This is a genomic window from Parvibacter caecicola, assembly GCF_003725335.1.
GTDB lineage: Bacteria > Actinomycetota > Coriobacteriia > Coriobacteriales > Eggerthellaceae > Parvibacter > Parvibacter caecicola.
In genome coordinates this window covers 1-22,671 of the sequence record NZ_QIBY01000023.1, presented here as the reverse complement: position 1 = coordinate 22,671, position 22,671 = coordinate 1, and the positions used below count along the sequence as shown (strand labels likewise).

The window sequence follows — 22,671 nt, the reverse complement described above, 5'->3', positions numbered from 1 at the left end:
TACGGGGCGGGTAGAAAGGTGTCCCGCCCTCAACGGGTCGGTTGGAAAAGCTTGGCGATTGCCTCGTGCCGCCGGCCGCCGCGCCCTTTGCTACCTATACTTGCGCTGAAAACATCCCCCAGCCGCGAGGATGGCGGCCCGCGCTGGCGATGATGCGCGACGGGGGTATTGCGAAAGGACGCGATGGCGATGATGCGCAAGATTATTCTGGGTTTGGCCGGCATGGGCCTGGCGCTGTGCGCTTTCGGCTGCACCGGTGCCCCTGCCGGCACGGAAGTGCTGCAGGTGGGTTCGGCTTCGCTGGACTACCCCGCCACCTGGGTGCAGTCCGACATGACCCAAGGGGCCCTGCTGGGCATAGAGGGTTCCTCGGCGAAGGTGGTCTCTCCCCAAAACGGCAGCGGCGGTTTCGTGGCGGTTTCCGATTTGAGCAAGTCGGGCATGACCATCGGGGACTACCAGCGTACGCTGCAGGGGTCGTTCGTGGGCACGGTGAGCGAAACCACGGTGGACGGCCATGAGGGGTTGAAGCTTTCCCAGAACGCCGACGGCTTTGACTATACCGCTTATCTGGTGGCCGGCGAAGATGGCGAGACGCTGGCGGCCGCCATGGTGGCCGAGATTCCCGACGGCGCATCGCCTGAGGTGGAAAGCCAGTTCAACGGCATCGTTGACAGCTTCAACATGAAGTAGGCCCTGAGGCCTTCGGGCGGATCGCCCGCCATTTTGTGGGCTTTGGGGGATTGAGGATTGCGCGCGGCCGCGGATGATTTACAATACCAAAGCTGTGTGGGCCTATAGCTCAACGGTGGAGCAGGGGACTCATAATCCCTTGGTTGTAGGTTCGAATCCTGCTGGGCCCACCATTTGAAAAATTTGTCTTGCATTGCCACTGATGCTTTGTTAGACTAATTAATCGCTGCTTCGGCAGTACCCATTCGGTCGCTTGGCTCAGCGGGAGAGCATCGCCTTCACACGGCGGGGGTCACAGGTTCAAATCCTGTAGCGACCACCATGAATTCAAAGGCCAGAGTTTCCTCTGGCCTTTTTGCTGCGCAAGGTGGTTTCGCGGCCGTTTGCCGCAGCTGATGGACGGGTTGTGGCGGGGTAGCGGCTGCGCACTTGGAAAAACGGTGCACTTGTGCTATATAGTTATCTCGTTCGTTTAGGTTTATTGGACATACTTTCTCTGCGGAAAGTGGGTTTTGCCCGCTTTCTTTTTTTAAGAGGGAAAGTGGGCAAACGCGAAGGAGGCGAGAGGTGTGCTGAGCCCTGTAGAGGCAAAGCTGCTCAAGGCGCTTGAGCCGCAAGCGGAGGCATCTGGCATCGAAATCGTGACCATCCAGGTCACCGGCGCCAAGAAGGCCCCCACCATTCGGGTTTACATAGACACGCCCGGCGGCGTTAGCTTTGACACGCTGTGCGCTTCCCAGGCGTGGATAAACGATGTGGTGGACCGCATCGACCCGTTCCCCGGCGCCTACATGCTGGAGGTGTCCTCGCCGGGCATCGACCGGCCGCTGCGCACCCCCCAGCACTTCGCCCGCTTCGCCGGCGAGGACGTGGTGGTGAAAACCGCCCTGGTGGACGGCCGCAGCCGCTTCAGCGGCGTGCTGGCGGGCATCGAGGGGGAAAACGTATTGGTGAACCTTGAGGACGGAACGCAGGTTTCGCTTCCCATCAACGGCATAAAGAGCGCCCATACGGTGGGCAAGGTGGATTTCAAGAAATCGGAAAGGAACTAACGTGGCTTCTTCAGAACTGATCGAGGCGCTTCAGGCGCTGGCCCATGAGCGCAAGATCGACGAGTTTTACCTGATCGAGCGGCTGGAGCAGTCGCTGGCCAAAAGCTATGAGCGCATTTTGGACCTGGAGTGGGACGCTTCGGTTACCATCGACCGCCAAACCGGCAAGATTTACGTGTACGAGCTGGTGCCGGTGGGCGAGCCCGACCCGGAGACCGGCGAGTACGCCGAGTTCGAAGAGCGCGACGTCACTCCCGCCGACGTGAGCCGCATCGCCGCCCAGAATGCCAAAGGGGTCATCGCCACCCTGGTGCGCGAAGCAGGCCGTCAGAACATCTACCAGGAGTTCGCCGGCCGTATCGGTGATTTGGTGACCGGCACCGTGCTGCAGGGCACCCCCGATTTCACCATCATCAAGATTCGCGACGGCGTTGAGGCGGAACTGCCCCATTACGACCAGAAGCGCAACCCCGGCGAGCGCAACGAGCGCCCCGCCAACGAGCACTACCGTCACAACCAGCGGCTGAAGGTGCTTATCGTGGAGGTGCGCGACCCCCGCGCCGACGCCCCCCGCGCCCGCGGTGAGCAGGCGCGGCCCGCTATCGTGGTGAGCCGCACCCACCCGGATCTGATTCGCCGCCTGTTCGAGATTGAAGTGCCGGAGATTTACGATGGCATGGTGGAAATCAAGTCGGTGGCCCGCGAGCCCGGCGCCCGCTCGAAGGTGGCCGTGGCCTCCCGCGAGGAGAACCTCGATCCGGTGGGCGCTTGTGTGGGGCCGAAGGGCAGCCGCGTGCGCATGGTGGTGGAAGAGCTGCGCAACGAGCGCGTGGACGTGATTCCCTGGAGCGCCGACCCGGCGGTTTACGTGGCCAATGCCCTGTCTCCGGCCCGCGTGTCGCAGGTGCTCATCGACGAGGACAACCACTACGCCACCGTCATCGTGCCCGACGATCAGCTTTCGCTGGCCATCGGCAAGGAGGGGCAGAACGCCCGCCTGGCCGCCCGGCTCACCGGCTGGCACGTGGACATCAAGTCCCAGAGCTTCGCCGGTTCCGCGCCGGTGGAAGAGAACATGCTCATCGATGAGGACGATGAGGACGACACCTTGTGCGCCTACGTGGCCGAGGACGGCACCCGTTGCCGCAACCACGCCCGCGAGGGAAGCCGCTTCTGCGGCATCCACGCCGACGAGGAGGAATAAGGTTAACCCATGGCAAACGTCGGCGCACAATCCCCGAAACGGCAGCGCACCTGCATCTGCTGCGGAAAGCAGGAGGGCAAGGGGCAGCTGCACCGTTTCGTGCGCACCGCTTCCGGCCAGGTGGCCTTCGACGCCACCGGACGGGCGGCGGGGCGCGGCGCCTACGTTTGCAGTAAGGAGTGCCTGCAGAAGGCCTGCAAAACCCGCAGGCTGGAACGGGCTTTGCGCATCTCCATTGCGCCTGAGAGTTACGAACAGTTGATGGAAGAGTTCTTCGGCTGCCCCTCTGGCGGCGATGGGGAAACGGAGGAGTGATAAATGCCTAGCATGCGCGTACATGAATTGGCCAAAGAGTTCGACATGACCAGCAAAGAGCTGCTGGACCGGTTGCGCGACATGAAGATTCCGGCGAAGTCGCACGCCAGCATGCTGGCGGACGCCTACGTGGAGAAGATTCGCAAGAACCTGGAGCCGGAAATCAAGCAGCGGGCCGGCAAGCTGGCCGCCGACGAAGAGGCCGAGCTCAAGAAAGAGCAAGAGGAAGAGGCCGCCCGCAAGGCGGCCGAAGAGGCCGCGCGCCGCGCCGCCGTGGAAAAGGAGCGGGCCGAGCGGGAAGCCGCCCGCGCAAAGCGGGAGGAAGAGGCCGAAGCCGCCCCCGCGCCCGAAGGGGAGGCCCCCCGCGTGCAGACGCCGCAGCGCCATTCCGCCTTTGAGAGCCTTGAGCGCCAGATCGAGAGCGAGAAAGAGCGCGTGGAGCGGGAGCGGGAAGCCGCCCGCGCCCGCGCCCGCGCCGAGAAAGCCGCTGCCGAAGTTGCCAAGAAGCAGGCGGTGGAGCAGCAGCTGCGGGAGCGCAACCGCAAAGGCTCCCAGCGTCCTGCCCCTGCTCCGGCCGAGCGGCCCGCCCCGAAGGCGGCCCCGGTGCTGGGCGGCGGCCGCGGCTCCAATTTCAGCTCGCTGCTTTCGCAAATTGAGGCGGAAAAGCAGCGCATCGAAGACCAAAAGGCGGCAGCCCAGAGCGCGCGGGTCGCTGCGGGCCCCGCCGGCAAGGGCAAGAAGGGGAAGAAGGGCGCCGGCCACTCTTCCCAGTTCGTGCCCGAGCTTGAGCTGACCGACGAGCCCAAAGAAGACCGTTACGCCCAGATGGCGGTGCAGGCGGAGAAGATGCAGCGGGACAAGGTGCTGGCCGAGGCCCGTGCCGCCGTTGCCGCCGCCACCACCCACGAAGGGGAGGGGCGCCGCAAAAAGCGCAAGGAGAAGCGCGAGGCGGAAGCGCGCGAGCGGGCCGAGTTGGAGGCCATTGAGAAGGGTCTCGACCCGGAGCTGGTGCTGGACGACTCGGTGGCCCAGGTGCCCCAGGGGGCCACGGTGGCCAAGTTCGCCGAAGCCCTGGGCGTGCCCCCCAACGACGTGATCAAGCGCCTGTTCATGCTGGGCCAGATGGCCACCCTCACCCAGTCGCTCACCGACGACATGATCGAGCTCATCGCCGACGACATGGGGCGGCGTGTGCGCATCGTGTCGCCGGAGGAAGAGTACGCGGTGGTGTACAAGGACTCCGAGGACGACCTGCAGCCCCGTCCGCCGGTGGTTACCGTCATGGGCCACGTGGACCACGGCAAAACGTCGCTGCTGGACGCCATCCGCCATACCGGCGTGGTGCAGAGCGAGGCCGGAGGCATCACCCAGCACATCGGCGCGTCGGTGGTGAACATCGACGGCCGCCAGATCACCTTTATCGATACCCCGGGCCACGAGGCCTTCACCGCCATGCGCGCCCGCGGCGCCCAGGTGACCGACGTCATCGTGCTGGTGGTGGCGGCCGACGACGGCGTGATGCCGCAGACCATCGAGGCCATTAACCACGCCAAGGCGGCCGACGTGCCCATTGTGGTGGCGGTGAACAAAATCGACAAGCCTGGCGCCAACCCCGACCGCGTACGCCAAGAACTCACCGAGTACGGCGTGGTGCCGGAAGAGTGGGGCGGCTCCAACATGTTCGTGGAGGTGTCCGCCAAAAAGCACCTGCACATCGACGACCTGTTGGAAACCATCCTGCTGCAGGCGGACGTGCTGGAGCTGCGGGCCAACCCCGATGCCATCGCCTCTGGTTTCGTTATCGAGGCCAACCTGGACAAGGGCCGGGGGCCTGTGGCCACGGTGCTGGTGCAGCGCGGCACGCTGCGCCCCGGCGACATGGTGGTGGCCGGCACTTCCTACGGCCGCGTGCGCGCCCTGGTGAACCCCATCGGCGAGCACGTTTCCCAAGCCAAGCCCTCCGATCCGGTAGAGATTCTGGGCCTGAGCTCGGTGCCCACGGCCGGCGATGAGTTCCGGGTGTTCGAGGACGAGCGCGACGCCCGCAAGCTGGCGGAGGAACGCGCTTTGCGCGAACGTTTGGCGGCTCAGGAAACCAAGTCCCATATGTCGCTGAACGACCTGTTCAGCCGCATTGAAGACGGCAAGCAGACCGACCTCAACCTCATCGTGAAGGCCGACGTGCAGGGCTCCATCGAAGCACTGCGGGACGCCTTCGACAAGATGGACCAGTCGGAAGTGCGCATCAACATCGTGCACTCTGCCGTGGGCGGCATCACCGAAACCGACGTCACTTTGGCGGCGGCGTCGGACGCCATCATCATCGGCTTCAACGTGCGCCCCACCGGCAAATCGCGGGCCCAGGCGGAGAAGGAGAAAGTGGACATTCGTCTGTACCGCGTCATCTACCAGGCGTTGGAGGACATCAATGCCGCCCGCGTGGGCCTGCTGTCCCCCGATATCGTGGAGGAGGACACCGGCATCGCCGAGGTGCGCGAAACCTTCAAGGTGCCGAAGGTGGGCACCATCGCCGGTTGCTACATCATCGAAGGCGAGATTCACCGCGACGACAAGGTGCGCATCGTGCGCGACGGCACCGTTATCTTCGAGGGCCGCATGGCCAGCCTGCGCCGTTTCAAAGACGACGTGAAGAGCGTGAAGCAGGGCTACGAATGCGGTATCGGCATCGAGAAGTTCCAAGACCTGAAGGTGGGCGACACCATCGAGGGTTACATCATCAAGGAAGTTGAGCGCACCGAGTAATCGGCCAGTTAACGATAGCGTTCATGCCGCGCTCGCCTGGGGGTTTGCCCCTGGGCGAGCGCTATACTCAATGCGGAACCTACGAAAGGAGACCGCCATGAAGCAAGGTGCTTCCAACCGAAAGGTGAACGAGCAGGCCCGTGAGGTTATCGCGTCCATTCTCCTGTTCGACATTTCCGATCCGCGGCTGCATTTGGTCACGATCACCGGTTGCGAGGTGAGCTACGACCGCAGCGTGTGCAACGTGTATTACACCTGCGAACCCGATCGCTATCCGGCGGTAGAGGCGGCGTTCGAGGGGGCCAAGGGGGCCATTCGCTCGCTGATGGCCAAGAAGCTTTCCTGGCGGGTGGCGCCGGAGCTGCGCTTCATGCGCGACGGTTCGGTGGACGCCGCTGAAACCGTGGGCAAGTACATAGCCCAGGAGAAGGCCCGTCAAACCATCGCCGAAGAAACCATTGGCGAGGGCGAGGAGTTTTAGCGCAGTGGCCGTAACCCCCCAAACCAACACCACGCTGGAAGAGATCGCCCAAGTGCTGCTGAAGGCGCACACGGTGGCCATCTGCGGCCACGTGAGCCCCGATGGCGATTGCCTGGGCTCGGGGCTCGGGCTTGCCTGCGCTTTGAGGCAGCTGGGCAAAACCGTGTTCACGCTCACTGCCGGCCCGGAGTCCATCGACGCCTCGCTGCGGTTTCTGCCGGGGACGTTCCAGCTGATGTCCGCCTCCCTTCTCTCCGATGTGCCGGACGTGTTCGTGGCGGTGGACGTGCCCATTCCCGAGCGGTTGGGGGAGGGGGACGCGGTGCGCCGCCGTGCAGGGACAACGGTGACGGTGGACCATCATGCCACCGACGCCCCCATGGCCGACTACAGCTACACCGATCCCGACGTGGCGGCTACGGCCCTTCTGGTGTGGAAGCTGTGCCATCTTTTGGGGGCCGATTGCGAAGGGGCCGTTGCCACCTGCTGTTACACCGGCCTCATGACCGATACCGGTCGCTTCCAGTACCAGAACGCCACCAGCGCCGTGTTCCGCGCTGCCGCCGAGATGGTGGAGGCGGGGGCGCTTCCCGGCGAGATAAGCCGCGAGGTGTTCCAGAACCGCAGCCGGGCCTCCTTGCAGCTGGAGGCGGTGGCAATCGAGCGCATGGAGTTCTTGCGCGAGGGCCAGTGCGTCATAAGCTGGCTGACCGAGGACGACTTCCAGCGGGCCGGCGCGGTTAAGGCCGACGCCGAGCCGCTGATCAACCTGTTGCGCTCGGTGAGCGGGGTACGGGTTGCCTGCATGCTGCGGCAGCAGGGGGATGCGGTGCGCGGAAGCCTGCGCGCCAAAGACGATACCGACGTGGCCTCCATCGCCCGCAGCTTCGGGGGAGGGGGCCACAGGGCCGCTGCCGGCTTCACCTTCCAGGGCAGCGTGGCCCAGGCGGTGGAAGCGCTCGGGGCCATTTTGTCCCATGTGGAATAGCGGTTGCCCATGAAGCGCCAGCCGAGCGAATTTTCCCTGGTCATAGCCATCGATAAGCCTTCCGGCATGTCGTCTCACGATGTGGTGAACCGGGTGCGCCGCATCTTCGGCGAGCGCCGGGTGGGCCACACCGGCACGCTGGACCCGCTGGCGAGCGGCGTTTTGCAGGTGTGCGTGGGGCCCGCCGCCCGGCTGGACAAGTACCTGGTGGACCACGACAAGCGCTACGAGGTGCTCGTCCGCCTGGGGGTTGAGACCGACACCGACGACGCGCTGGGCCAGGTGATCCGCACGGCTCCGGTGCCCTGTCAGGCGGCTAACCCGCACCTCGCCCAAGAGTTCCTGCGCCGCTTCGAGGGATTCCAAAACCAGATGCCGCCGCTTTATTCCGCCATCAAGGTTAACGGCGCCAAAGCCTGCGACGCCGCCCGAAAGGGGCGGGTGCTGCAGTTGCAACCGCGGCCGGTGGAGGTGTACTCCCTGCAGCTGCTGGCGGTGGAGGAAACCGAAGACGGCCTGTTCTGGCGCGTGGCCTGCCATGTGTCCAAGGGCACCTACATTCGCTCGCTGGCCCGCGATATCGGGGCCGCCCTGGGCTGCGGCGGCAGCGTTGAGCAGCTGCGGCGCCTGGCGGTGGGGCGGCTCACCGAAGCGCAGTGCGTCAGCTTGAAGCAGCTGGAGGAGTGCGGCGCCGAAGCGGCCCTCGATCCGCTGGCACTTTTGGGGCTGCGGTTCTTGTTCGCCGACGAGCATCAGGAGAAAAGCCTTGCCAACGGCGGAAAGCTGTCGGCCCGAAGCCCTCTTTACCAGTTCAACGGCGACCCCTTCCGCGAAACGGTGTGCGCCTGCATGCCCCGCATCCGCGCGTCGGAGGAGCCCTTGGCGGACGGGGAAGTGGTGGCGGTGGTGAGCGGCGGGCTTCTGCGGGCCCTGTACCGCTTCAGCCAGGAGAAGGGGGCCTTGGTGCCCGATTGCGTGTTTTCCCAGGGGGTGCGCCGTGGCCGCTGTTAGCGCATGGGGCGTGGATTTCAGGTCCAGCATGCTGGAGGGGGCGTCTTGCGCCTTCGGTGTGTTCGACGGCGTGCACGAGGGACACCAGTACCTCATAGCCAAGGCCGTCGAAGGCGCGCTGGCCGCCGGCGCGCCGGCGTTGGCCATCACCTTCGACCGCGACCCCGACGAGCTGTTCGCGGCGGGGCGCCTGAAAAAGCTCATGACCAATCAGGTGCGGCTGGAAACCCTGGCCGCCACAGGGGTCGATGCCGTGCTGAGCATCCCCTTCACGGCGGATTTCGCCGCCAATTCCCCTGACGAGTTCTTGGAGCTGCTGTTCGGCCGGCATACGCCGGGGCAGCTGCACGTGGGGGCCGATTTCCGCTTTGGGGCCAAGGCCCAGGGCACGGTGGAGCAGCTTCTGCAGTGGGGCGGGCCCCGCGGCATGGAGGTGGCGGCCCACGAGCTTTTGGCGGAAGGCGCGGTGCCGGTGACGGCAACCCGCATTCGCCGCCTTTTGGAAGAAGGGCGGGTACAAGAAGCGAACGCCCTGCTTACGCGCCCGTATTCCCTGCAGGGCACGGTGGTAGAGGGCCGCGGCGAAGGCCGTGAATTCGGTTTCCGCACCGCAAATTTGCAGGTGCCGGTGCAAATGCTGGCCATCGGGCCCGGGGTGTACGGCGCATGGGCCACGGTGGAGGGGCGGCCTTACCGGGCGGCAGTGGCGGTGGGGGTGCCCCCGACGTTCGCCGAAGAGGCCGCTGCCAATGTGGAGGTGCATCTCATCGGCTTCGAAGGGGACATCTACGGCCAGCCCATTTCCGTGCAGTTTGCGGAATGGCTGCGCCCGATGCGCAAGTTCTCCAGCGTGGAGGAGCTCAAGGCCACGGTGCTGGGCAACATCGCCTACGTGCGCGACGAAATGCCCCCGTTCTCCTTCTGAGGGCGCGCCTTGGCGGGCGCGGCGCCCGGCAACGGCCGTTTAACGGGGGATTGACGGGGCTTTCCTGCAATTAACCAAGGTTCTACGCGGCAAAAACGGCTGGCCGGCGCATCAGCTGCACCGGTTTTGACGGCCCTACCATTTCCCTGACGGACTGAGCGTCAAGGAGGTGCCCGATGATTCCCCTGCTTGCGGTGAAGGCCATGGCCGGCGCCGCTCTGTGCGCCGTTATGGCGATGCCGGCGACTTACGCCGTTGACATTGTGGCCGACGAAGCGCTTGACGAGGCGGTTGCATCTGCGGCCGTTCCTGCGGCGGACGATAACGCGACTGGGGCTGCGGCCGTTGCTCCGGCCGTCCAGCCGGCGGCGCAACCGGCGTCGGTCGGGCCGGCGGCTTCGGCCCCCGATGCTCGGTCGATGGCCCCCGCCACCATTCAAGTAGGGGATAGCGTGCTTCCCTATATAGACGACTTCGAAGCGGAAACGGCGCCCCGAAGCGGCGCCGGCCTGTGGTTGGGCGCCGACAGTACCACCGATGGCTCGTGGGGCTACTTCATCGGCCACAACCCGGGCCCCTTCCACGAGGTGATGGACCTGCGAGAGGGGGACGCGGTGCGCGTGTGCGACCGGCAGGGCAACATGCGCACCTATCACGTGGCGAAGGCCTTCCGCGTCACCGACGACACCTGCTGGGAGGACATTTCCGCCGAAGTGACCGGCTACGGCGAGTCGGTGGTGCTGCAAACGTGCTGCGGCGACAACGCCCACTACCGCATTGTGGTGTGCGCGTAGTCGTTCCCCGAAGGATGGCCACCGGGCCAGGGGCGCAGCCTTACAATGGGAGCACTTTTACAGATTGATTGAAAGGTGCCTTCCATGAGCTCTAACGCCATTGCCCAAGAATCGCTCGCACTGCACAAACAGTGGCGGGGCAAGGTAGAGGTTACCCCCAAGATGGAAATAACCACGCGCCACCACCTGGCCTGCGCCTATACGCCCGGCGTCGCCGAGGCCTGCCGCGCCGTAGCCGCTGACCCTGCGGCCGCCTACGATTACACGGTGAAGTCGAACACGGTGGCGGTGGTGACCGACGGCAGCGCGGTGCTGGGGCTGGGCAACATCGGCCCTCTGGCGGCCATGCCGGTAATGGAAGGGAAGGCGGCGCTGTTCAAGGCTTTCGGCGGCGTGGACGCGTTTCCCATCTGCTTGGACACCCAAGATACCGAAGAGATAATCAAAGCGGTGGCGGCCATCGCCCCCACCTTCGGCGGCATCAACCTGGAGGACATTTCGGCGCCCCGCTGCTTCGAGATAGAGCGCCGCTTGAACGACCTGCTGGACATCCCGGTTTTCCATGACGACCAGCACGGCACCGCCATCGTGGTGCTGTCGGGCATCATCAACGCCCTGCGCCTCACGGGCAAGAACAAGCACGATGTGCGTGTGGTGGTGAACGGCGCCGGTTCCGCCGGCATCGCCATCGCGAAGCTGCTGCTCAGCTACGGCTTCGCCCATGTGACCATGGTGGACCGTTTCGGTATCCTGTCATCGCAGTGCCCCAATATGAACGAGGCCCAGGAGGCCATGCTTCAAACCACCAATTTGGAAGATGTCAGCGGCACGCTGGCCGATGCCCTGTGCGGCGCCGATATCGTGATCGGCGTTTCGGCCCCTGGCGCCATCACGGCGGAGATGGTGGCTTCCATGGCCGATGACGCCATCGTGTTCGCCATGGCCAACCCCACCCCCGAAATCTTCCCCGATGAGGCGAAGGCGGCGGGCGCTCGCATCGTGGGCACCGGCCGTTCCGACTTCCCCAACCAGGTGAACAACGTGATTGCCTTTCCCGGCATATTCAAAGGCGCGCTGGCGGCGCGGGCCGAGCGCATCACCGAGCCCATGAAGCTGGCGGCAGCCGAGGCGCTGGCGGCGCTGGTGTCCGATGATGAACTGTGCGAGGAGTTCATCATGCCCGACCCCTTCGACCCCCGCGTGGCCGACGCCGTGGCCCAGGCGGTGAGCGCCCGCGCCTAGCGGCCGCGTCCGCCTGCGGGGGCGCAACGGGGCCATTGCGGGGCATATCAGGCCCGTTAAAAGGCCTAAAACCCGCCGCTGCGCCCCGATGGCGGGGGCGATGGGCGCCTGGCACCTTCTTTATCCTAGAATACGGCGCAAGAAACAGTTCCGGGAAAACTGTTCGAGCATCTTGTTCTGTCCAAAGGGATAAGGAGGGTCATCGTGACTACGCAAGTCGCATGGCTTGCCCCGATTTGTGCCGCCATCGGCATTATCGTGGCAGCCTACCTGGGCTCGTGGGTTCTGAAGCAGAACCCCGGTCCCGACAAGATGAACAGCATCTCGCTCAAAATCCAGCAGGGGGCCCAAGCCTTCCTCATGAGCGAGTACAAGCTGCTCATCATCTTCATGGTGGTTGTGGCCGTTATCATGGCCGTGGCGCTTTCGCCCATCACCGCCATCGCCTTCGTTACGGGCGGCGTGCTGTCGGCCGCTGCCGGTTACGTGGGCATGTACGTGGCTACCCGCGCCAACACCCGCACCGCTTACGCTGCCGAGGAATCGGTGGCCAAGGCGCTGAACGTCAGCTTCAAGTCGGGCCTCACCATGGGCCTGTGCGTGGCGTCGTTCGCCCTGATGGGCCTGTCTCTGTGGCTCATCTTCCTGGTGTTCGGCGTCAACTTGGCCGATCCGCAGCTGATGCATGAGAACATCGGCATGGTGGAGGGCTTCGCCACCGGCGCTTCCGCCGTGGCCCTGTTCGCCCGTGTGGGCGGCGGCATTTACACCAAGGCCGCCGATGTGGGCGCCGACCTGGTGGGCAAGGTGGAGGCCGGCATCCCCGAGGACGACCCCCGCAACCCCGCCACCATCGCCGATAACGTAGGCGACAACGTGGGCGACGTGGCCGGCATGGGCGCCGACCTGTTCGAGTCTTACACTGGCGCCATCCTGGCCCCCACTATTTTGGCCGTTACCTTCGGCTCGCTGGGCGGCTACTTCACCGAGGGCGACTTCGTGTGGACCATTGTCGTGCCGGTGATGATCGCAGCCTGCGGCATCATCACCTCCATCATTGGCCTGTTCGCAGTGCGCACTAAAGAGGGCGCCGATCTGCATAAAGCGCTGAATCGCGGCACCTACGTGGCTGCTGGCATCGAAATTCTGGTAATTCTGGCCATCTTTGCCATGTGGCAGAGCCAGAGCGCTGCGGCCCAGCCGGTGTGGCTGTTCGGTTCGGTCATCTGCGGCCTGGTGGCCGGCCTGGCCATCGGCAAGATTACCGAGTACTTCTGCTCCGACCACTACAACCCGGTGCACAAGATTGCGGCCGCCGCCGAAACCGGCGCCGCCACCGTGGTCATCGAGGGCTTGGGCACCGGCATGCTTTCCACCATCGCCCCCATCTGCTTGGTGGCCTTCGCCATCATCGGCGCGTTCTTCTGCGGTAACATGGCTTTCCCGGCCGCTACCATAGAGGGCGGCGTGATGGTGGGCCTCTACGGCGTGGCCCTGGCCGCCACCGGCATGCTGTCCAACACCGCCATCACCATCGGCGTTGACGCTTACGGCCCCGTGGCGGACAACGCCGGCGGCATTGCCGAGATGGCCGGCCTGCCCGAAGAGGTGCGTGACCGCACCGACGCGCTGGACGCCGTGGGCAACACCACTGCCGCCATCGCCAAGGGCTTCGCCATCTCCAGTGCCGGCCTGGCCGCCATCTCCCTGTTCGTGTCCTATCAGGCCACGATGCACCACTACATCGAGAACTTCGAGCTCACCCTTACCGACCCGCTCATCGTGGCCGGTATCTTCATCGGCGCCATGATGCCCTTCATGTTCGCCGCTCTCACCATGGGGGCCGTGTCCCGCGCCGCCCATGCCATGGTGGAAGAGGTGCGCCGTCAGTTCCGCGAGATCAAGGGCATCATGGAGTACGAGGCCGAGCCCGAGTACGACAAGTGCGTGGCCATCTCCACTTCCTCTGCTTTGAAGGAAATGATGCTGCCTGGTTGCCTGGCCATCGTGGTGCCCGTGGTGATCGGTTGCTTCAACCCGGCCATGCTGGGCGGTTTCTTGGCCGGCGCCGTTGCCACCGGCATGCTGCTGGCCATCTTCATGTCCAACTCCGGCGGCGCGTGGGACAACGCCAAGAAGTACATCGAACAGGGCAACTTCGGCGGCAAGGGCTCTGAGGCCCACAAGGCCGCCGTGGTGGGCGATACCGTGGGCGACCCCTTCAAGGACACCTCCGGCCCGTCGATGAACATCCTCATCAATCTGATGACCATCGTGTCGCTTACTTTCAGCCCGCTGTTCATCACCATTCAAAGTTTGCTCTAAACTTACTATTCGCTTATTAGAATAGTTCTGAGCAGCCCATATATCCCTGTCACGTATTTGCGTGACAGGGATATTCTTTTTCTACGTGACAAAATCACCAGTCTGCGTGATAGGCACAGCGGTGTTTTTGCCCCATGATGGGCACCGTTGAAACCAGCTGGCGCAGGCGCTTGAATCGAAAGGCACAGCGCCTCGCGGAAAAAGGAGAGATAAACATGAAGTTTCTTGGCATGGGCGTTCCCGAGCTCGTAATCATCCTGGTGGTGGTGCTGCTGATCTTCGGTCCGAAGAACCTCCCCAAACTGGGTTCCGCCATCGGCAAGACCGTGAAGGGCCTGCGCGACGGCATGAACTCGAAGGACGAAGAGCCCGAGGTGGAGGAAGTCGTCGAGGAAGTGGTGGAGGAGCCCAAGGCCGCCCCGAAGAAAAAGGTGGTAAAGAAGGTTGTAGCTGCTTCCGACGATGCAGCAGCCGAGTAACTCTCGCCCATCTTTTTGGACACCAAGCAGAGGCGCGCGCCGGATGGCGGGCGCCTTTTTCTTTTCCCCAGGTATAATTCCTTCGGTTGAAACGCAGTGAATCGGAAGGGAGGTGCAGACGGATGGCCCAAGCGGCGAAGAGGGGAGCGGCCCAAATCGTTTTCTCGTTCGTGGGGTTCGGCTGCAACCAGGCCTTCCTGTTTCTGATGATGTTCCTGGGCGCCAACCGCTCGCTTTCCTTAGGCCCTTGCGCCATCGAGCTGTCCGACGGCCTGTTCTGCCTGTTGTTCATGATGCTGGCTTTCGGGCTGTACCCGCGGCTGTTCAACCGCGACGGGCAGCTGCTGCGGCGGGGGAAACTGGCGGCGGTGCTGGTGGCCTCCATGATGGCGGGGGCGGCCCTGCAGGGGCTCACGCGGGCGATGGGCTGGGATGCCCAGCCGCTCACCGTGGTTGCCTGCGCCCTCATGGCGGTGCCCTGCGCCTGGCTTTTCTGCGCCTGGGGTGGTTTGCTCTGCCGCGAATCCATCAGCCGCTTCGTACCCGAGGTGTTTCTGGGCAGCGCGCTGGCGGGGGCCATCTGCCTCGCGGCGTCGGTGCTGCCGGAAAGCGGCGGTGCTCTGGTGATGGCAATGACAGCGGCTGGCAACGGCTTTTATCTGGCAAAGCTGCGCTCCGGCGCCGATGGCGGGGCCGGCGACGCCCCCTGCCCGCCGCCTTCTCGCGCCACCGAGGCCGACCCGGAGGCGCTGCGGCTGGGGGCCCGCATGGTGGCGGGCACCCTGTTCTTCGGATTGGCGCTGGGGGCGGTCCAGGCGCTGGCCACGGTGCCGGGCGCCGCTGCGGCCCCCGGCTTGTCCTGGAGCTTCTTCCTGTTCGTGCTCTTTTCCATCGGCGCTCTGCAGCTGTTCGGCCGCAACCCGCTGTTCTCCGGCATCTCCATCTTGCCCAAGGTGGACGCCCCTGCCGCCCGCAGCGATGAGGGCCCGCTCGATGGCGCCTATCGCTTGGCGGTGGTCATCATGATGGCGGGCTTTTTGGCCGTTCCCGTGCTGTCGGGCACCAGCATGCCGGGCGAGGCGGTGGCGCTGGCCGGCTATCTGGCGGTGGAGACGGTGCTGGTGTGCCTGTTCATGGTGATGGGGTCGCTTTCCGGCGGCAACGCGGGGCTGGGGCTTTCCCGCGGCCTTTTGTTCCTGTTTCTGGGGCAGGCGCTGGGCATCTTGGCCGCCTCGCTGCTGCAATGGCTGTCCGCCAGCGCCGCGATGGCCTACGGGGTGGGGGCGCTGGCCGGCGTGATGGCCCTCTGCGCCTACCTGTTCCTGTTCACCGACCGCGATTTGCGCTCCCTTTCGGTGGTGGTCAGTCGCCAAGACGGCTTCGAGCGCCGCGTGGAGCGCATGGCCGCCGCCTTCGTCCTCTCAAAGCGAGAGTCGGAAATCCTGCCCTTCGTGCTGAAGGGGCGCACGGCCGAGCGCATCGCTTCCGAGCTGTTCATCAGCAAGAACACGGTGGACACCCATATCCGCCGCATTTACGGCAAGTGCGGGGTGCACAACCGCCAGCAGTTGATCGACCTGTCAGAAACTCTCGATTCCTAGGAGTCCTTCATGGAAGTAACCATCTATTCCGACGGCTCGTCCCGCGGCAATCCCGGTCCGGGCGGTTTCGGCACCCTCATGCGCTGCACCTTGGCCAACGGCGAGGTGCACCAGAAGGAAATCTCCGAGGGGTTCCGGGAAACCACCAACAACCGCATGGAGCTTTTGGGGGCCATCCGGGGGCTTGAGGCGCTGAACCGCCCCTGCACGGTGACCGTCATCACCGATTCCCAGTACGTGGTGAACGCCTTTAACCAGCATTGGGTGGAAGGCTGGCGGCGCAAGGGGTGGAAGAACGCCAAGAAAGAGCCGGTGAAGAACCGCGACATGTGGGAGCGGCTGCTGGCGGCCATGGAGCCGCACCGGGTTACCTTCGTGTGGGTGAAGGGCCATGCCGGCCATCCGGAAAACGAGCGCTGCGACCAGCTGGCCACCGAAGCCGCCGATCAGCCGGCCCATCTTCTCTCGGTGGACGAGGGCTTCGCGGGTTAGTTGCGCAGGTCCCAGCAGTAGTCGCGGGGGAGCACCGCCTTGTTGGCCCGCGGGAAGAAGAACTCGTAGAGGGCCATGAAGTAGTTGTCGGTCATGGACGACAGGTAGTCCACCACAATCTGGTTCGGCTCGCCGGCCAGGTACTCTTCGGCGGTGATGGTGCGGGACAGCTCGCAGAGGCGGGCCACGTGGTGAGTGATCAGCGGGGACGTCTCGTTGCCGGTCAGAAGGTCGGTCAGCAGCCGCTCGTACATCTCCTCGAACATCTCCTCCACGATATTCTCGGCTTCGTCCACCATGCCTTCCTTCAGATAAATTTCCTCGTAGTTCTGGCGCTTGGCTCGTTTGATGTCCTCGAAGGCGGCTTCGCTCATGGCTATGTAGTCGCGCCCGAAGCTGTTGTTCACGATGTCGGCGGTCATGTTGTTGATGATGCGGCCGTTGTCGGTGCCGATATAGCTGCTCTCGAAGGCGCCAAGCCCATCCAGCACCCCCATGGCCACAGCGTCTTGCCGGTCTTTGCCCAGGTAGGCAATCATGTCGCTCACCCGCACCACGCAGCCTTCCAGAGTGGAGGGGCACAGGGTTTTGATGGTGGACTGGTCGTGCACGCAGCCCTCCACGGTGGCGTCCAGCTTCTCGAAGCTGGTGATGGAGCCCAGGTTCAGCTTCTGCTGGGCGAATTCGCCGTTGTGGCACAGCACGCCGTCGAGGGTTTGCAGGCTGATGTTGCGGCGGTACAGCTGGTCCAGCACTCGCACCGATTGTACGTTGTGGTTGAAGTAGCCGCCGGTGCGGCGGTGGAAGCAAGCGGAGAGGAACCGCTCGCCCGCGTGGCCGAAGGGGGTGTGCCCCAGGTCGTGGCCGAGGGCTATGGCCTCGATGAGGTCGCAGTTGAGTCCTAGCAGCCGCCCAATGTTGCGGGAAACTCGGCTCACCAGCTGCACGTGCAGGGCGCGCCGGGAGATGTCGGCGTTCTGCACGAAGGAAAACACCTGGGTTTTGTCAGTGTAGCGATTGTAGGCGGGAAGATTCAGCACCTTCTCGATGTCGCGGGCGAAGGCGGGGCGCATCACGGTGCCCTCGTCGTGGGGGTTGTCCTCGCGGCGCACCACTGCCGCATCGGCGGTGGCGTAGGGGCTTTTGCCTCCGCTGGCCAGCTGCAGGGCCACTTCCCGTTCGACGGTGGGCGAGAGGGTGAGGTAGGGGATGGCGGTTTCGGCCATGGGCGGACTCCTGTATAGAAGGGCGTTTCCGGGGGAAAGCCGTTGAAGATAGAATGAATTTGCCGCCCCGTTGCGGCGGGCGGACGCGTGGTATTATACCCAACAGCTTTGAGCGCTTTTCTGTCTTTAACCAACTTCCATCACTGAAAGGGGGAGCGATTATGGAGCCTTTGGGCATTGTCCTCCTGGTGGCGGTGGTTTTGGGGCTGTTGGCCCTGGTGTTTGTGGAGCGCCGCTGCTGGGACGGTCTGGTTCCCCTGGCCACCACTCCCGTTTCCCGCGGAGGGCACGGGGCGGTGGTGCGCACGGCGGCCGGCCCCCAGAAGGGGGAGGCCTTCCTGTCGCGGCGCTTGGCCCGCACCTTTGCGGTGGCCCTTGCCCTCACGGCGCTGCTGGTGCTGCTGGCGGTTTTCGTGCCGGCGCTCGACTTGGCGGGGGCCGCAGTGCCTTCTTTGGGGGCCCTTCTGGTGATTGCCGCCCTCACGGCCCTGGGCCAGGAAGAGGGGCACGCGTGGCGCTCCTTCGGCTGGGCTTTGGGGGGTTATGTGCTGGCGGACGCCGCGGTGACGGCGCTTGCGATGCTTCTGGGCGCGGGGGGTACCGCGCTGCTGAACGGCATCGGCATGAGCGCCGGCGCCATTGGCTGCGCGCTGGCGGTGGCCGTGTTCGTGCCCCAGCGCACTTACCTGCGCCAATACGAGGACGGGGCCAGAAGCGCCGTTCGCGTGGGGGCGTTTTCCCTGGTGGCCCGGGCTCTCGCGGCCAAGCTGGACGCCGGTTTCCAGGCGGCCCCCGCAGAGTTCGAAGGGGCGCTTTCCCACGATTTCATGCGGGTGGTGCCGCGGGGGAGGGACGAATGAGCGACAAGTCCCGGTACCTGCGGTGGCTATCGCTGCTGTGCCTGTTGATGGCGCTGTTCTGCATTTCGGTGTTCATCATCGGCTATAAAACCTTTTCGGTGGGGCGCGTTGCCACCACGGTGGCGCTGCTTGCGGCCTTCGCGGTACTGCAGGTGCTCTACCGGCGCATGGATTCCGGCCGGCGGGGCTAGGGGCTAACGTGGCGAGAATCAGCGACGCGGACATAGCGCGGGTGCGGGAAGCCACCGATTTGGTGGCGGTGGTGCAGGACGTGGCCCCCTTGAAGCCCAAGGGGCGTGATTTGTGGTGCTGCTGCCCGTTCCATCAGGAGAAAACCCCCTCCATGAAGGTGGATCCCTCCACTCAGCTGTGGCACTGCTTCGGCTGCGGGGAAGGGGGCGACGTTTTCGGCTTCGTGATGAAGAGCGAAGATCTGTCCTTCCCGGAAGCGGTGCGGCTCTTGGCCGACCGCGCCCACATCGACATCGTGGAAGAAGAGGGGCGCGGCCCCCGCACCACTCAGAACCAGAAGCTGCGGCTGAAGGAAGTGTGCCGCGAGACGGCGGAGTTCTACCACGGGCAGCTGATGCGCAATCCGGCCCCTGAGGCGGCCGATGCCCGTAATTACCTGGCGGGGCGCGGCTTCAAAACGCCGGTGGCCAAGCGCTGGATGCTGGGGTTCGCCCCTGGCCGCGGCGCGCTGGTGCGCCATCTCACCTCCAAGGGCTTCAGCGGGGAGGAGATGACCTTGGCCAACGTGGCGCTGCCCGGCCGCGACGGCCGTTTGCGGGACCGTTTCTTCAACCGCATAATGTTCCCCATCTTCGACGCGTCGGGCGACTGCATCGCCTTCGGCGGGCGCGTGGTGGGCAAGGGAGAGCCCAAGTACCTGAACTCCCAGGAAACCCCGCTGTTCCACAAATCGAAGGTGCTCTACGGCCTGGACAAGGCGAAGGCCTCCATGGCCGCCAGCGGCGTCGCCATCGTGGTGGAGGGCTACACCGACGTGATATCGCTTGCGGAAGCCGGCATCGCCAACGTGGTGGCCACGCTGGGCACGGCGCTCACGGCTCAGCACATACGGCTTTTGTCGCGCCATGCCTCCAAGCAAATCATCTACCTGTTCGACGGCGATGAGGCGGGCCAGCGGGCCAGCGACCGGGCGCTGGGGTTCATCGACAGCTCCATGACCCCTGAAGCTGGCCGCACGAAAACCGAACTGGCGGCCGTCACCCTGCCCGACAATTTGGATCCGGCTGAATTTGTGGCGGCGAAGGGGGCCGATGCGCTGCGGCAGCTGCTGGCCCAAGCGAAGCCGCTTTTGGAGTATGGCATCGACCGCAAGCTGGCCCGGGTGGATTTGCGCAACACCAACGCCCGCATGCAGGCGATGGTGGAGGCCATCAACCTTCTGGCCCCCATCAAAGATTCCATTTTGGCGAAGCACTACGCGGTGGAGATTGCCGGCCGCACCCAGGTGCGGGAAGAGGACGCGCTGCAGTTGCTGGCGAAGCTGACGCCCCCGCGCCGCTACGAGGCCCGCGACGAGGTTTCTGCGCCGGCGCCTTCGGGCGATGGGCCGGTGTATGAGGAAGTGCCCGCCGGCGAAGAGGGTTATGGGGCGCCGGATGGCGCGGTGACGCTGGGCTTTCGCGAGGCGGCTTCCCGCGGCGAGATGAACCGGCTGCGGTTCGAGCGGGACTTTTTGGGGGTGCTGGCCCAGAACCCGGCGGCCTCGGCCCCCTACCTGGAGGCCATGGCCGCCGTGCGCTGGCACGCCCCCTTCAACGAAGCGGTGGCGTTTGCGCTGGTGGACCAGCTGTACCGCAACCCCGCCATAGACGCGGCCGCCCTGGTGCGGGCCGTGGAACAGCAGGTGCCGCGGGCAGGGGCCATGCTCTCGGCCCAAACGGTGCCGGAGGGGCGCACGGCGGAGGAGCACTTGGCCTTCGCGATGGAGGAGCTGCAAATAGGGGACATGGAGGATTCGCTGGCCGAAATGCGGATGGCCTTCCAGTCCGCCGCCTTCACCGACGAGCAACGGCGCGAAGCCTTCGCCTCCATCACGGCGCTGAACCAGACCATAAACCAGCGCAAGGCGGCTCATTCCCGCAGCATCCCCGTAGGCTAGCGCTTCTCCCGCGGCCGTTTGGTTGGGGTTTTCTGCGGGGAATGGCGGCGGCGGCCAGCGGGGGCAAAAAGCTGTAGTAAACTGCCAGTTTGCAAGTGAGATGCCGCCGCGGAACCTTCCGTTTCCCGTGCGGCGGGCCGTTCTTTAAGGGCGGCCGGTGCCTGAACTGAAGGACGTAGCGAATGTTGAAGATAGTGCTTTCCCCCGACCCGGGTTTGGCGCAGGTGTGCGAGCCCTGCGACCCCAAAGACAAAACCCTGAGCAAGCTTTCCAAGCAGATGGCCCACGCCATGTACACCAACGACGGCTGCGGCATCGCGGCCCCGCAGGTGGGGGTGAACAAGCGGCTGATCGTGATTGATGTGGACTACACCGGCAAAAACGACCGCGACCCCCTGGTGCTGATCAACCCCGAGATCGTGGAGCTGTCCGGCGACATGGAAACCGCCCATGAGGGCTGCCTTTCCTGCCCCGGCGTCTCCGTTCCCGTCACGCGGCCGGCGTTCGCCCGCGTGCAGTACACCGGCCTCGACGGCGAGCTGTGGGAAATCGAAGGGGACGGGCTTTTGGGCCGCTGCCTGCAGCATGAAATCGACCACCTGAACGGCCGCACCCTGTTCGAGTCCTGCTCGCCGGAAGTGCGCATCCGCGCCCTTGCCGCCTATGAAGAGGCCAAGGCCGCCGGCGCCCGCCCCGGTGAGACGGCCATCGTGGTGGAGGAAGAGGAGTAGCCCCCATGCGCATCGTGTTCATGGGCACCCCCCGTTTCGCCGCCGACATCCTTGCCTGCCTTTTGGAGCAGCTGCCGGAGGGCTGCGAGCTCAGCGCCGTCTATACCCGTCCCGATGCGGTGCGGGGGCGCGGCAAGAAGCTGGTGCCCTCGCCGGTGAAGGAAGTGGCCCTCGGCGCGGGGCTGCCGGTGTTCGAGCCGCGCACCCTGCGCTCCGATGAGGCGCAAGCCCAGTTGGCGGAGCTGCGGCCGGATGCGGTGCTGGTGGCCGCCTACGGCATGCTGCTGCCCCAGGTGGTGCTGGACATTCCCCGGTTCGGCTGCTTCAACGCCCACGCGTCGCTGCTGCCCCGTTGGCGCGGCGCCGCCCCAGTGGAGCGGGCGCTTTTGGCGGGGGATGAGCAGGTGGGCGTGTGCGTGATGAAGATGGAGGCCGGGCTGGACACGGGCGACTTCGCCTATTGCGCGGCGGTGGATTGCGAAAGCCGCAGCGCCGAAGAGCTGCTGGCCCTCATGGCGCCGCTGGCGGCGGAGGGGTTCCGGGCCCTGTTGCGGGCAGTGGAAGCGGGGGACGTGCCCTGGCAGCGGCAAGACGAGGCCTTGGTCACGTACGCCCGTAAAATCGAGAAGGGGGAGCTGGACCTTTCCCCCGCGCTCGGCCCCTTGGACAACGTGCGGCGGGTGCGTTCGGCCAGCGAGGCCCATCCGGCGAAGTGCTCCATCGACGGCGTTCGCGCCGCGATTGCCCAGGCGGCGCCGGTGGACGAAGACGGCCTGCCCGAAGAGGGCCTTGCCCCGGGCGCGGCGGTTTTCTTCCGCAAACGCTTGCTGCTGGGGGCCAGGGGGGGCGCTTTCGAGGTGCGGCGCTTGAAGCCGGAGGGGAAAAAGGAAATGGACGCGGCCGCCTTTGTGGCCGGCCGCCAGAATTTGCGCGCAGCGGGCGCAACGTGGGAAACGGAGTAACATGAGCGAGAACGGCAACGGCCCCAGGCCCCAAAGATCTGGCAACGGCGGCAACGGCCGCGGGCGCGACGGCGCCCCGCGGGGCGGCAAGGGCGGTTACGGCCGCGAGGGCCGTGGCGGCTCTTCCGGCGCCCGTCAGGGTTCCTATCCGTCGAAGCCCCGCGGCCCGCGCCGCGACGACCGCGACGGCCGTCCGGCTGGCGGGGAGGGCGCCAAGCGCTCTTTCGGCGACAAGCCGCGCTTTAGCCGCGACGGCGGCAGGCGCCCCTCCGGGGACAAGCAGCGCTTTAGCCGTGATGGCGACCGCGACGGCGGCAAGGGCGCGCCCGGTAAGGGCGGATTTTCCAGCCCGCGCCGTTCCGACGAGCCCAAGCGCCCCCAGCCCAAGAAACCCCC

The 22,671-nt window shown here is 65.3% G+C and carries 21 protein-coding genes, 2 tRNA genes and 1 pseudogene; 23 read left to right on the top strand and 1 reads right to left on the bottom strand.

The features are described 5' to 3' along the window. Positions 1-189 precede the first annotated feature (189 nt). From DMP11_RS09345 to rnhA, 17 genes are all read left to right on the top strand, one after another. Positions 190-693 carry a hypothetical protein gene (locus tag DMP11_RS09345; protein WP_123186224.1) on the top strand — a complete coding sequence of 168 codons (504 nt, stop codon included), beginning with the start codon at positions 190-192 and terminating at the stop codon, positions 691-693. Positions 694-791: 98 nt separating this feature from the next. After that, positions 792-866: transfer RNA gene (locus DMP11_RS09340), tRNA-Ile, on the top strand. Positions 867-940: 74 nt separating this feature from the next. Beyond that, positions 941-1,015 (top strand) — tRNA-Val (locus tag DMP11_RS09335). A 247-nt stretch (positions 1,016-1,262) separates the two neighbouring features. Then, the gene (locus DMP11_RS09330; protein WP_123186223.1) at positions 1,263-1,745 is read left to right on the top strand and encodes a ribosome maturation factor RimP; all 483 of its coding nucleotides are present in this window, start codon (positions 1,263-1,265) and stop codon (positions 1,743-1,745) included. Between the two features lies 1 nt (position 1,746). Beyond that, positions 1,747-2,949: a transcription termination factor NusA gene (nusA, locus tag DMP11_RS09325; RefSeq protein ID WP_123186222.1), complete on the top strand. Its 1,203-nt coding sequence runs from the start codon at positions 1,747-1,749 to the stop codon at positions 2,947-2,949. A 9-nt stretch (positions 2,950-2,958) separates the two neighbouring features. Continuing rightward, positions 2,959-3,264, top strand: coding sequence for an RNase P modulator RnpM (rnpM, locus tag DMP11_RS09320; protein ID WP_123186221.1), 306 nt, complete (start codon positions 2,959-2,961; stop codon positions 3,262-3,264). Positions 3,265-3,267: 3 nt separating this feature from the next. Continuing rightward, entirely contained in the window at positions 3,268-6,027 is a 2,760-nt protein-coding gene (gene infB / locus DMP11_RS09315) for a translation initiation factor IF-2 (RefSeq protein WP_123186220.1), read from the top strand. Positions 6,028-6,124: 97 nt separating this feature from the next. Then, positions 6,125-6,508, top strand: a complete 384-nt coding sequence (gene rbfA, locus DMP11_RS09310) for a 30S ribosome-binding factor RbfA (RefSeq protein WP_123186219.1) — start codon at positions 6,125-6,127, stop codon at positions 6,506-6,508. 4 nt (positions 6,509-6,512) lie between these two features. Next, complete coding sequence (locus tag DMP11_RS09305; RefSeq protein WP_123186218.1) at positions 6,513-7,496, top strand: DHH family phosphoesterase; 984 nt, start codon at positions 6,513-6,515, stop codon at positions 7,494-7,496. 9 nt (positions 7,497-7,505) lie between these two features. After that, positions 7,506-8,507 carry a tRNA pseudouridine(55) synthase TruB gene (gene truB / locus DMP11_RS09300; protein ID WP_214646980.1) on the top strand — a complete coding sequence of 334 codons (1,002 nt, stop codon included), beginning with the start codon at positions 7,506-7,508 and terminating at the stop codon, positions 8,505-8,507. Further along, positions 8,494-9,432 carry a riboflavin biosynthesis protein RibF gene (ribF, locus tag DMP11_RS09295; RefSeq protein ID WP_214646979.1) on the top strand — a complete coding sequence of 313 codons (939 nt, stop codon included), beginning with the start codon at positions 8,494-8,496 and terminating at the stop codon, positions 9,430-9,432. Before truB ends, ribF begins: the two co-directional genes overlap by 14 nt. A 176-nt stretch (positions 9,433-9,608) precedes the next feature. Next, entirely contained in the window at positions 9,609-10,226 is a 618-nt protein-coding gene (locus DMP11_RS09290) for a sortase domain-containing protein (protein ID WP_123186216.1), read from the top strand. A gap of 84 nt (positions 10,227-10,310) precedes the next feature. After that, positions 10,311-11,468 (top strand): NAD(P)-dependent malic enzyme, encoded by a 1,158-nt coding sequence (locus DMP11_RS09285; protein WP_123186215.1) that lies wholly within the window; start codon positions 10,311-10,313, stop codon positions 11,466-11,468. A 204-nt stretch (positions 11,469-11,672) separates the two neighbouring features. Continuing rightward, positions 11,673-13,793 (top strand): sodium-translocating pyrophosphatase, encoded by a 2,121-nt coding sequence (locus DMP11_RS09280; RefSeq protein WP_123186214.1) that lies wholly within the window; start codon positions 11,673-11,675, stop codon positions 13,791-13,793. Positions 13,794-14,008: 215 nt separating this feature from the next. After that, positions 14,009-14,272, top strand: a complete 264-nt coding sequence (gene tatA, locus DMP11_RS09275; protein ID WP_123186213.1) for a twin-arginine translocase TatA/TatE family subunit — start codon at positions 14,009-14,011, stop codon at positions 14,270-14,272. 122 nt (positions 14,273-14,394) lie between these two features. Further along, positions 14,395-15,873 (top strand): helix-turn-helix transcriptional regulator, encoded by a 1,479-nt coding sequence (locus DMP11_RS09270; RefSeq protein ID WP_123186212.1) that lies wholly within the window; start codon positions 14,395-14,397, stop codon positions 15,871-15,873. 9 nt (positions 15,874-15,882) lie between these two features. Then, entirely contained in the window at positions 15,883-16,365 is a 483-nt protein-coding gene (gene rnhA / locus DMP11_RS09265) for a ribonuclease HI (protein WP_123186211.1), read from the top strand. Here the strand turns inward: rnhA and DMP11_RS09260 are convergent. Beyond that, positions 16,362-17,591, bottom strand: coding sequence for a deoxyguanosinetriphosphate triphosphohydrolase family protein (locus DMP11_RS09260; protein ID WP_123186210.1), 1,230 nt, complete (start codon positions 17,589-17,591; stop codon positions 16,362-16,364). The two genes, rnhA and DMP11_RS09260, sit on opposite strands and share 4 nt — an antisense overlap. A 161-nt stretch (positions 17,592-17,752) precedes the next feature. Here DMP11_RS09260 and DMP11_RS09255 point away from each other — a divergent pair, with 161 nt between their 5' ends. The 6 genes and pseudogenes from DMP11_RS09255 to DMP11_RS10240 form a co-directional block, all read left to right on the top strand. After that, positions 17,753-18,451 (top strand): hypothetical protein, encoded by a 699-nt coding sequence (locus DMP11_RS09255; RefSeq protein ID WP_123186209.1) that lies wholly within the window; start codon positions 17,753-17,755, stop codon positions 18,449-18,451. Beyond that, the gene (locus DMP11_RS09250) at positions 18,448-18,642 is read left to right on the top strand and encodes a hypothetical protein (RefSeq protein WP_123186208.1); all 195 of its coding nucleotides are present in this window, start codon (positions 18,448-18,450) and stop codon (positions 18,640-18,642) included. Before DMP11_RS09255 ends, DMP11_RS09250 begins: the two co-directional genes overlap by 4 nt. A gap of 8 nt (positions 18,643-18,650) precedes the next feature. After that, entirely contained in the window at positions 18,651-20,582 is a 1,932-nt protein-coding gene (dnaG, locus tag DMP11_RS09245; RefSeq protein ID WP_123186207.1) for a DNA primase, read from the top strand. 182 nt (positions 20,583-20,764) lie between these two features. Beyond that, entirely contained in the window at positions 20,765-21,313 is a 549-nt protein-coding gene (gene def, locus DMP11_RS09240; RefSeq protein WP_123186206.1) for a peptide deformylase, read from the top strand. A 5-nt stretch (positions 21,314-21,318) separates the two neighbouring features. After that, a complete protein-coding gene (locus DMP11_RS09235) occupies positions 21,319-22,275 on the top strand; it encodes a methionyl-tRNA formyltransferase (RefSeq protein ID WP_123186205.1) in 957 nt (318 codons plus the stop codon). A 1-nt stretch (position 22,276) separates the two neighbouring features. Continuing rightward, positions 22,277-22,671, top strand: a pseudogene (locus DMP11_RS10240) (hypothetical protein); the annotation flags it as partial.

Excerpts from the sequence above, each read along its gene's own strand:
- DMP11_RS09345 (WP_123186224.1), top strand. The coding sequence starts at position 190 with ATGATGCGCAAGATTATTCTGGGTTTGGCCGGCATGGGCCTGGCGCTG.
- rnpM (WP_123186221.1), top strand. The coding sequence starts at position 2,959 with ATGGCAAACGTCGGCGCACAATCCCCGAAACGGCAGCGCACCTGCATC.
- infB (WP_123186220.1), top strand. The coding sequence starts at position 3,268 with ATGCCTAGCATGCGCGTACATGAATTGGCCAAAGAGTTCGACATGACC.
- rbfA (WP_123186219.1), top strand. The coding sequence starts at position 6,125 with ATGAAGCAAGGTGCTTCCAACCGAAAGGTGAACGAGCAGGCCCGTGAG.
- truB (WP_214646980.1), top strand. The coding sequence starts at position 7,506 with ATGAAGCGCCAGCCGAGCGAATTTTCCCTGGTCATAGCCATCGATAAG.
- DMP11_RS09290 (WP_123186216.1), top strand. The coding sequence starts at position 9,609 with ATGATTCCCCTGCTTGCGGTGAAGGCCATGGCCGGCGCCGCTCTGTGC.
- DMP11_RS09285 (WP_123186215.1), top strand. The coding sequence starts at position 10,311 with ATGAGCTCTAACGCCATTGCCCAAGAATCGCTCGCACTGCACAAACAG.
- tatA (WP_123186213.1), top strand. The coding sequence starts at position 14,009 with ATGAAGTTTCTTGGCATGGGCGTTCCCGAGCTCGTAATCATCCTGGTG.
- DMP11_RS09270 (WP_123186212.1), top strand. The coding sequence starts at position 14,395 with ATGGCCCAAGCGGCGAAGAGGGGAGCGGCCCAAATCGTTTTCTCGTTC.
- rnhA (WP_123186211.1), top strand. The coding sequence starts at position 15,883 with ATGGAAGTAACCATCTATTCCGACGGCTCGTCCCGCGGCAATCCCGGT.
- DMP11_RS09260 (WP_123186210.1), bottom strand. The coding sequence starts at position 17,591 with ATGGCCGAAACCGCCATCCCCTACCTCACCCTCTCGCCCACCGTCGAA.
- DMP11_RS09255 (WP_123186209.1), top strand. The coding sequence starts at position 17,753 with ATGGAGCCTTTGGGCATTGTCCTCCTGGTGGCGGTGGTTTTGGGGCTG.
- DMP11_RS09250 (WP_123186208.1), top strand. The coding sequence starts at position 18,448 with ATGAGCGACAAGTCCCGGTACCTGCGGTGGCTATCGCTGCTGTGCCTG.
- def (WP_123186206.1), top strand. The coding sequence starts at position 20,765 with ATGTTGAAGATAGTGCTTTCCCCCGACCCGGGTTTGGCGCAGGTGTGC.
- DMP11_RS09235 (WP_123186205.1), top strand. The coding sequence starts at position 21,319 with ATGCGCATCGTGTTCATGGGCACCCCCCGTTTCGCCGCCGACATCCTT.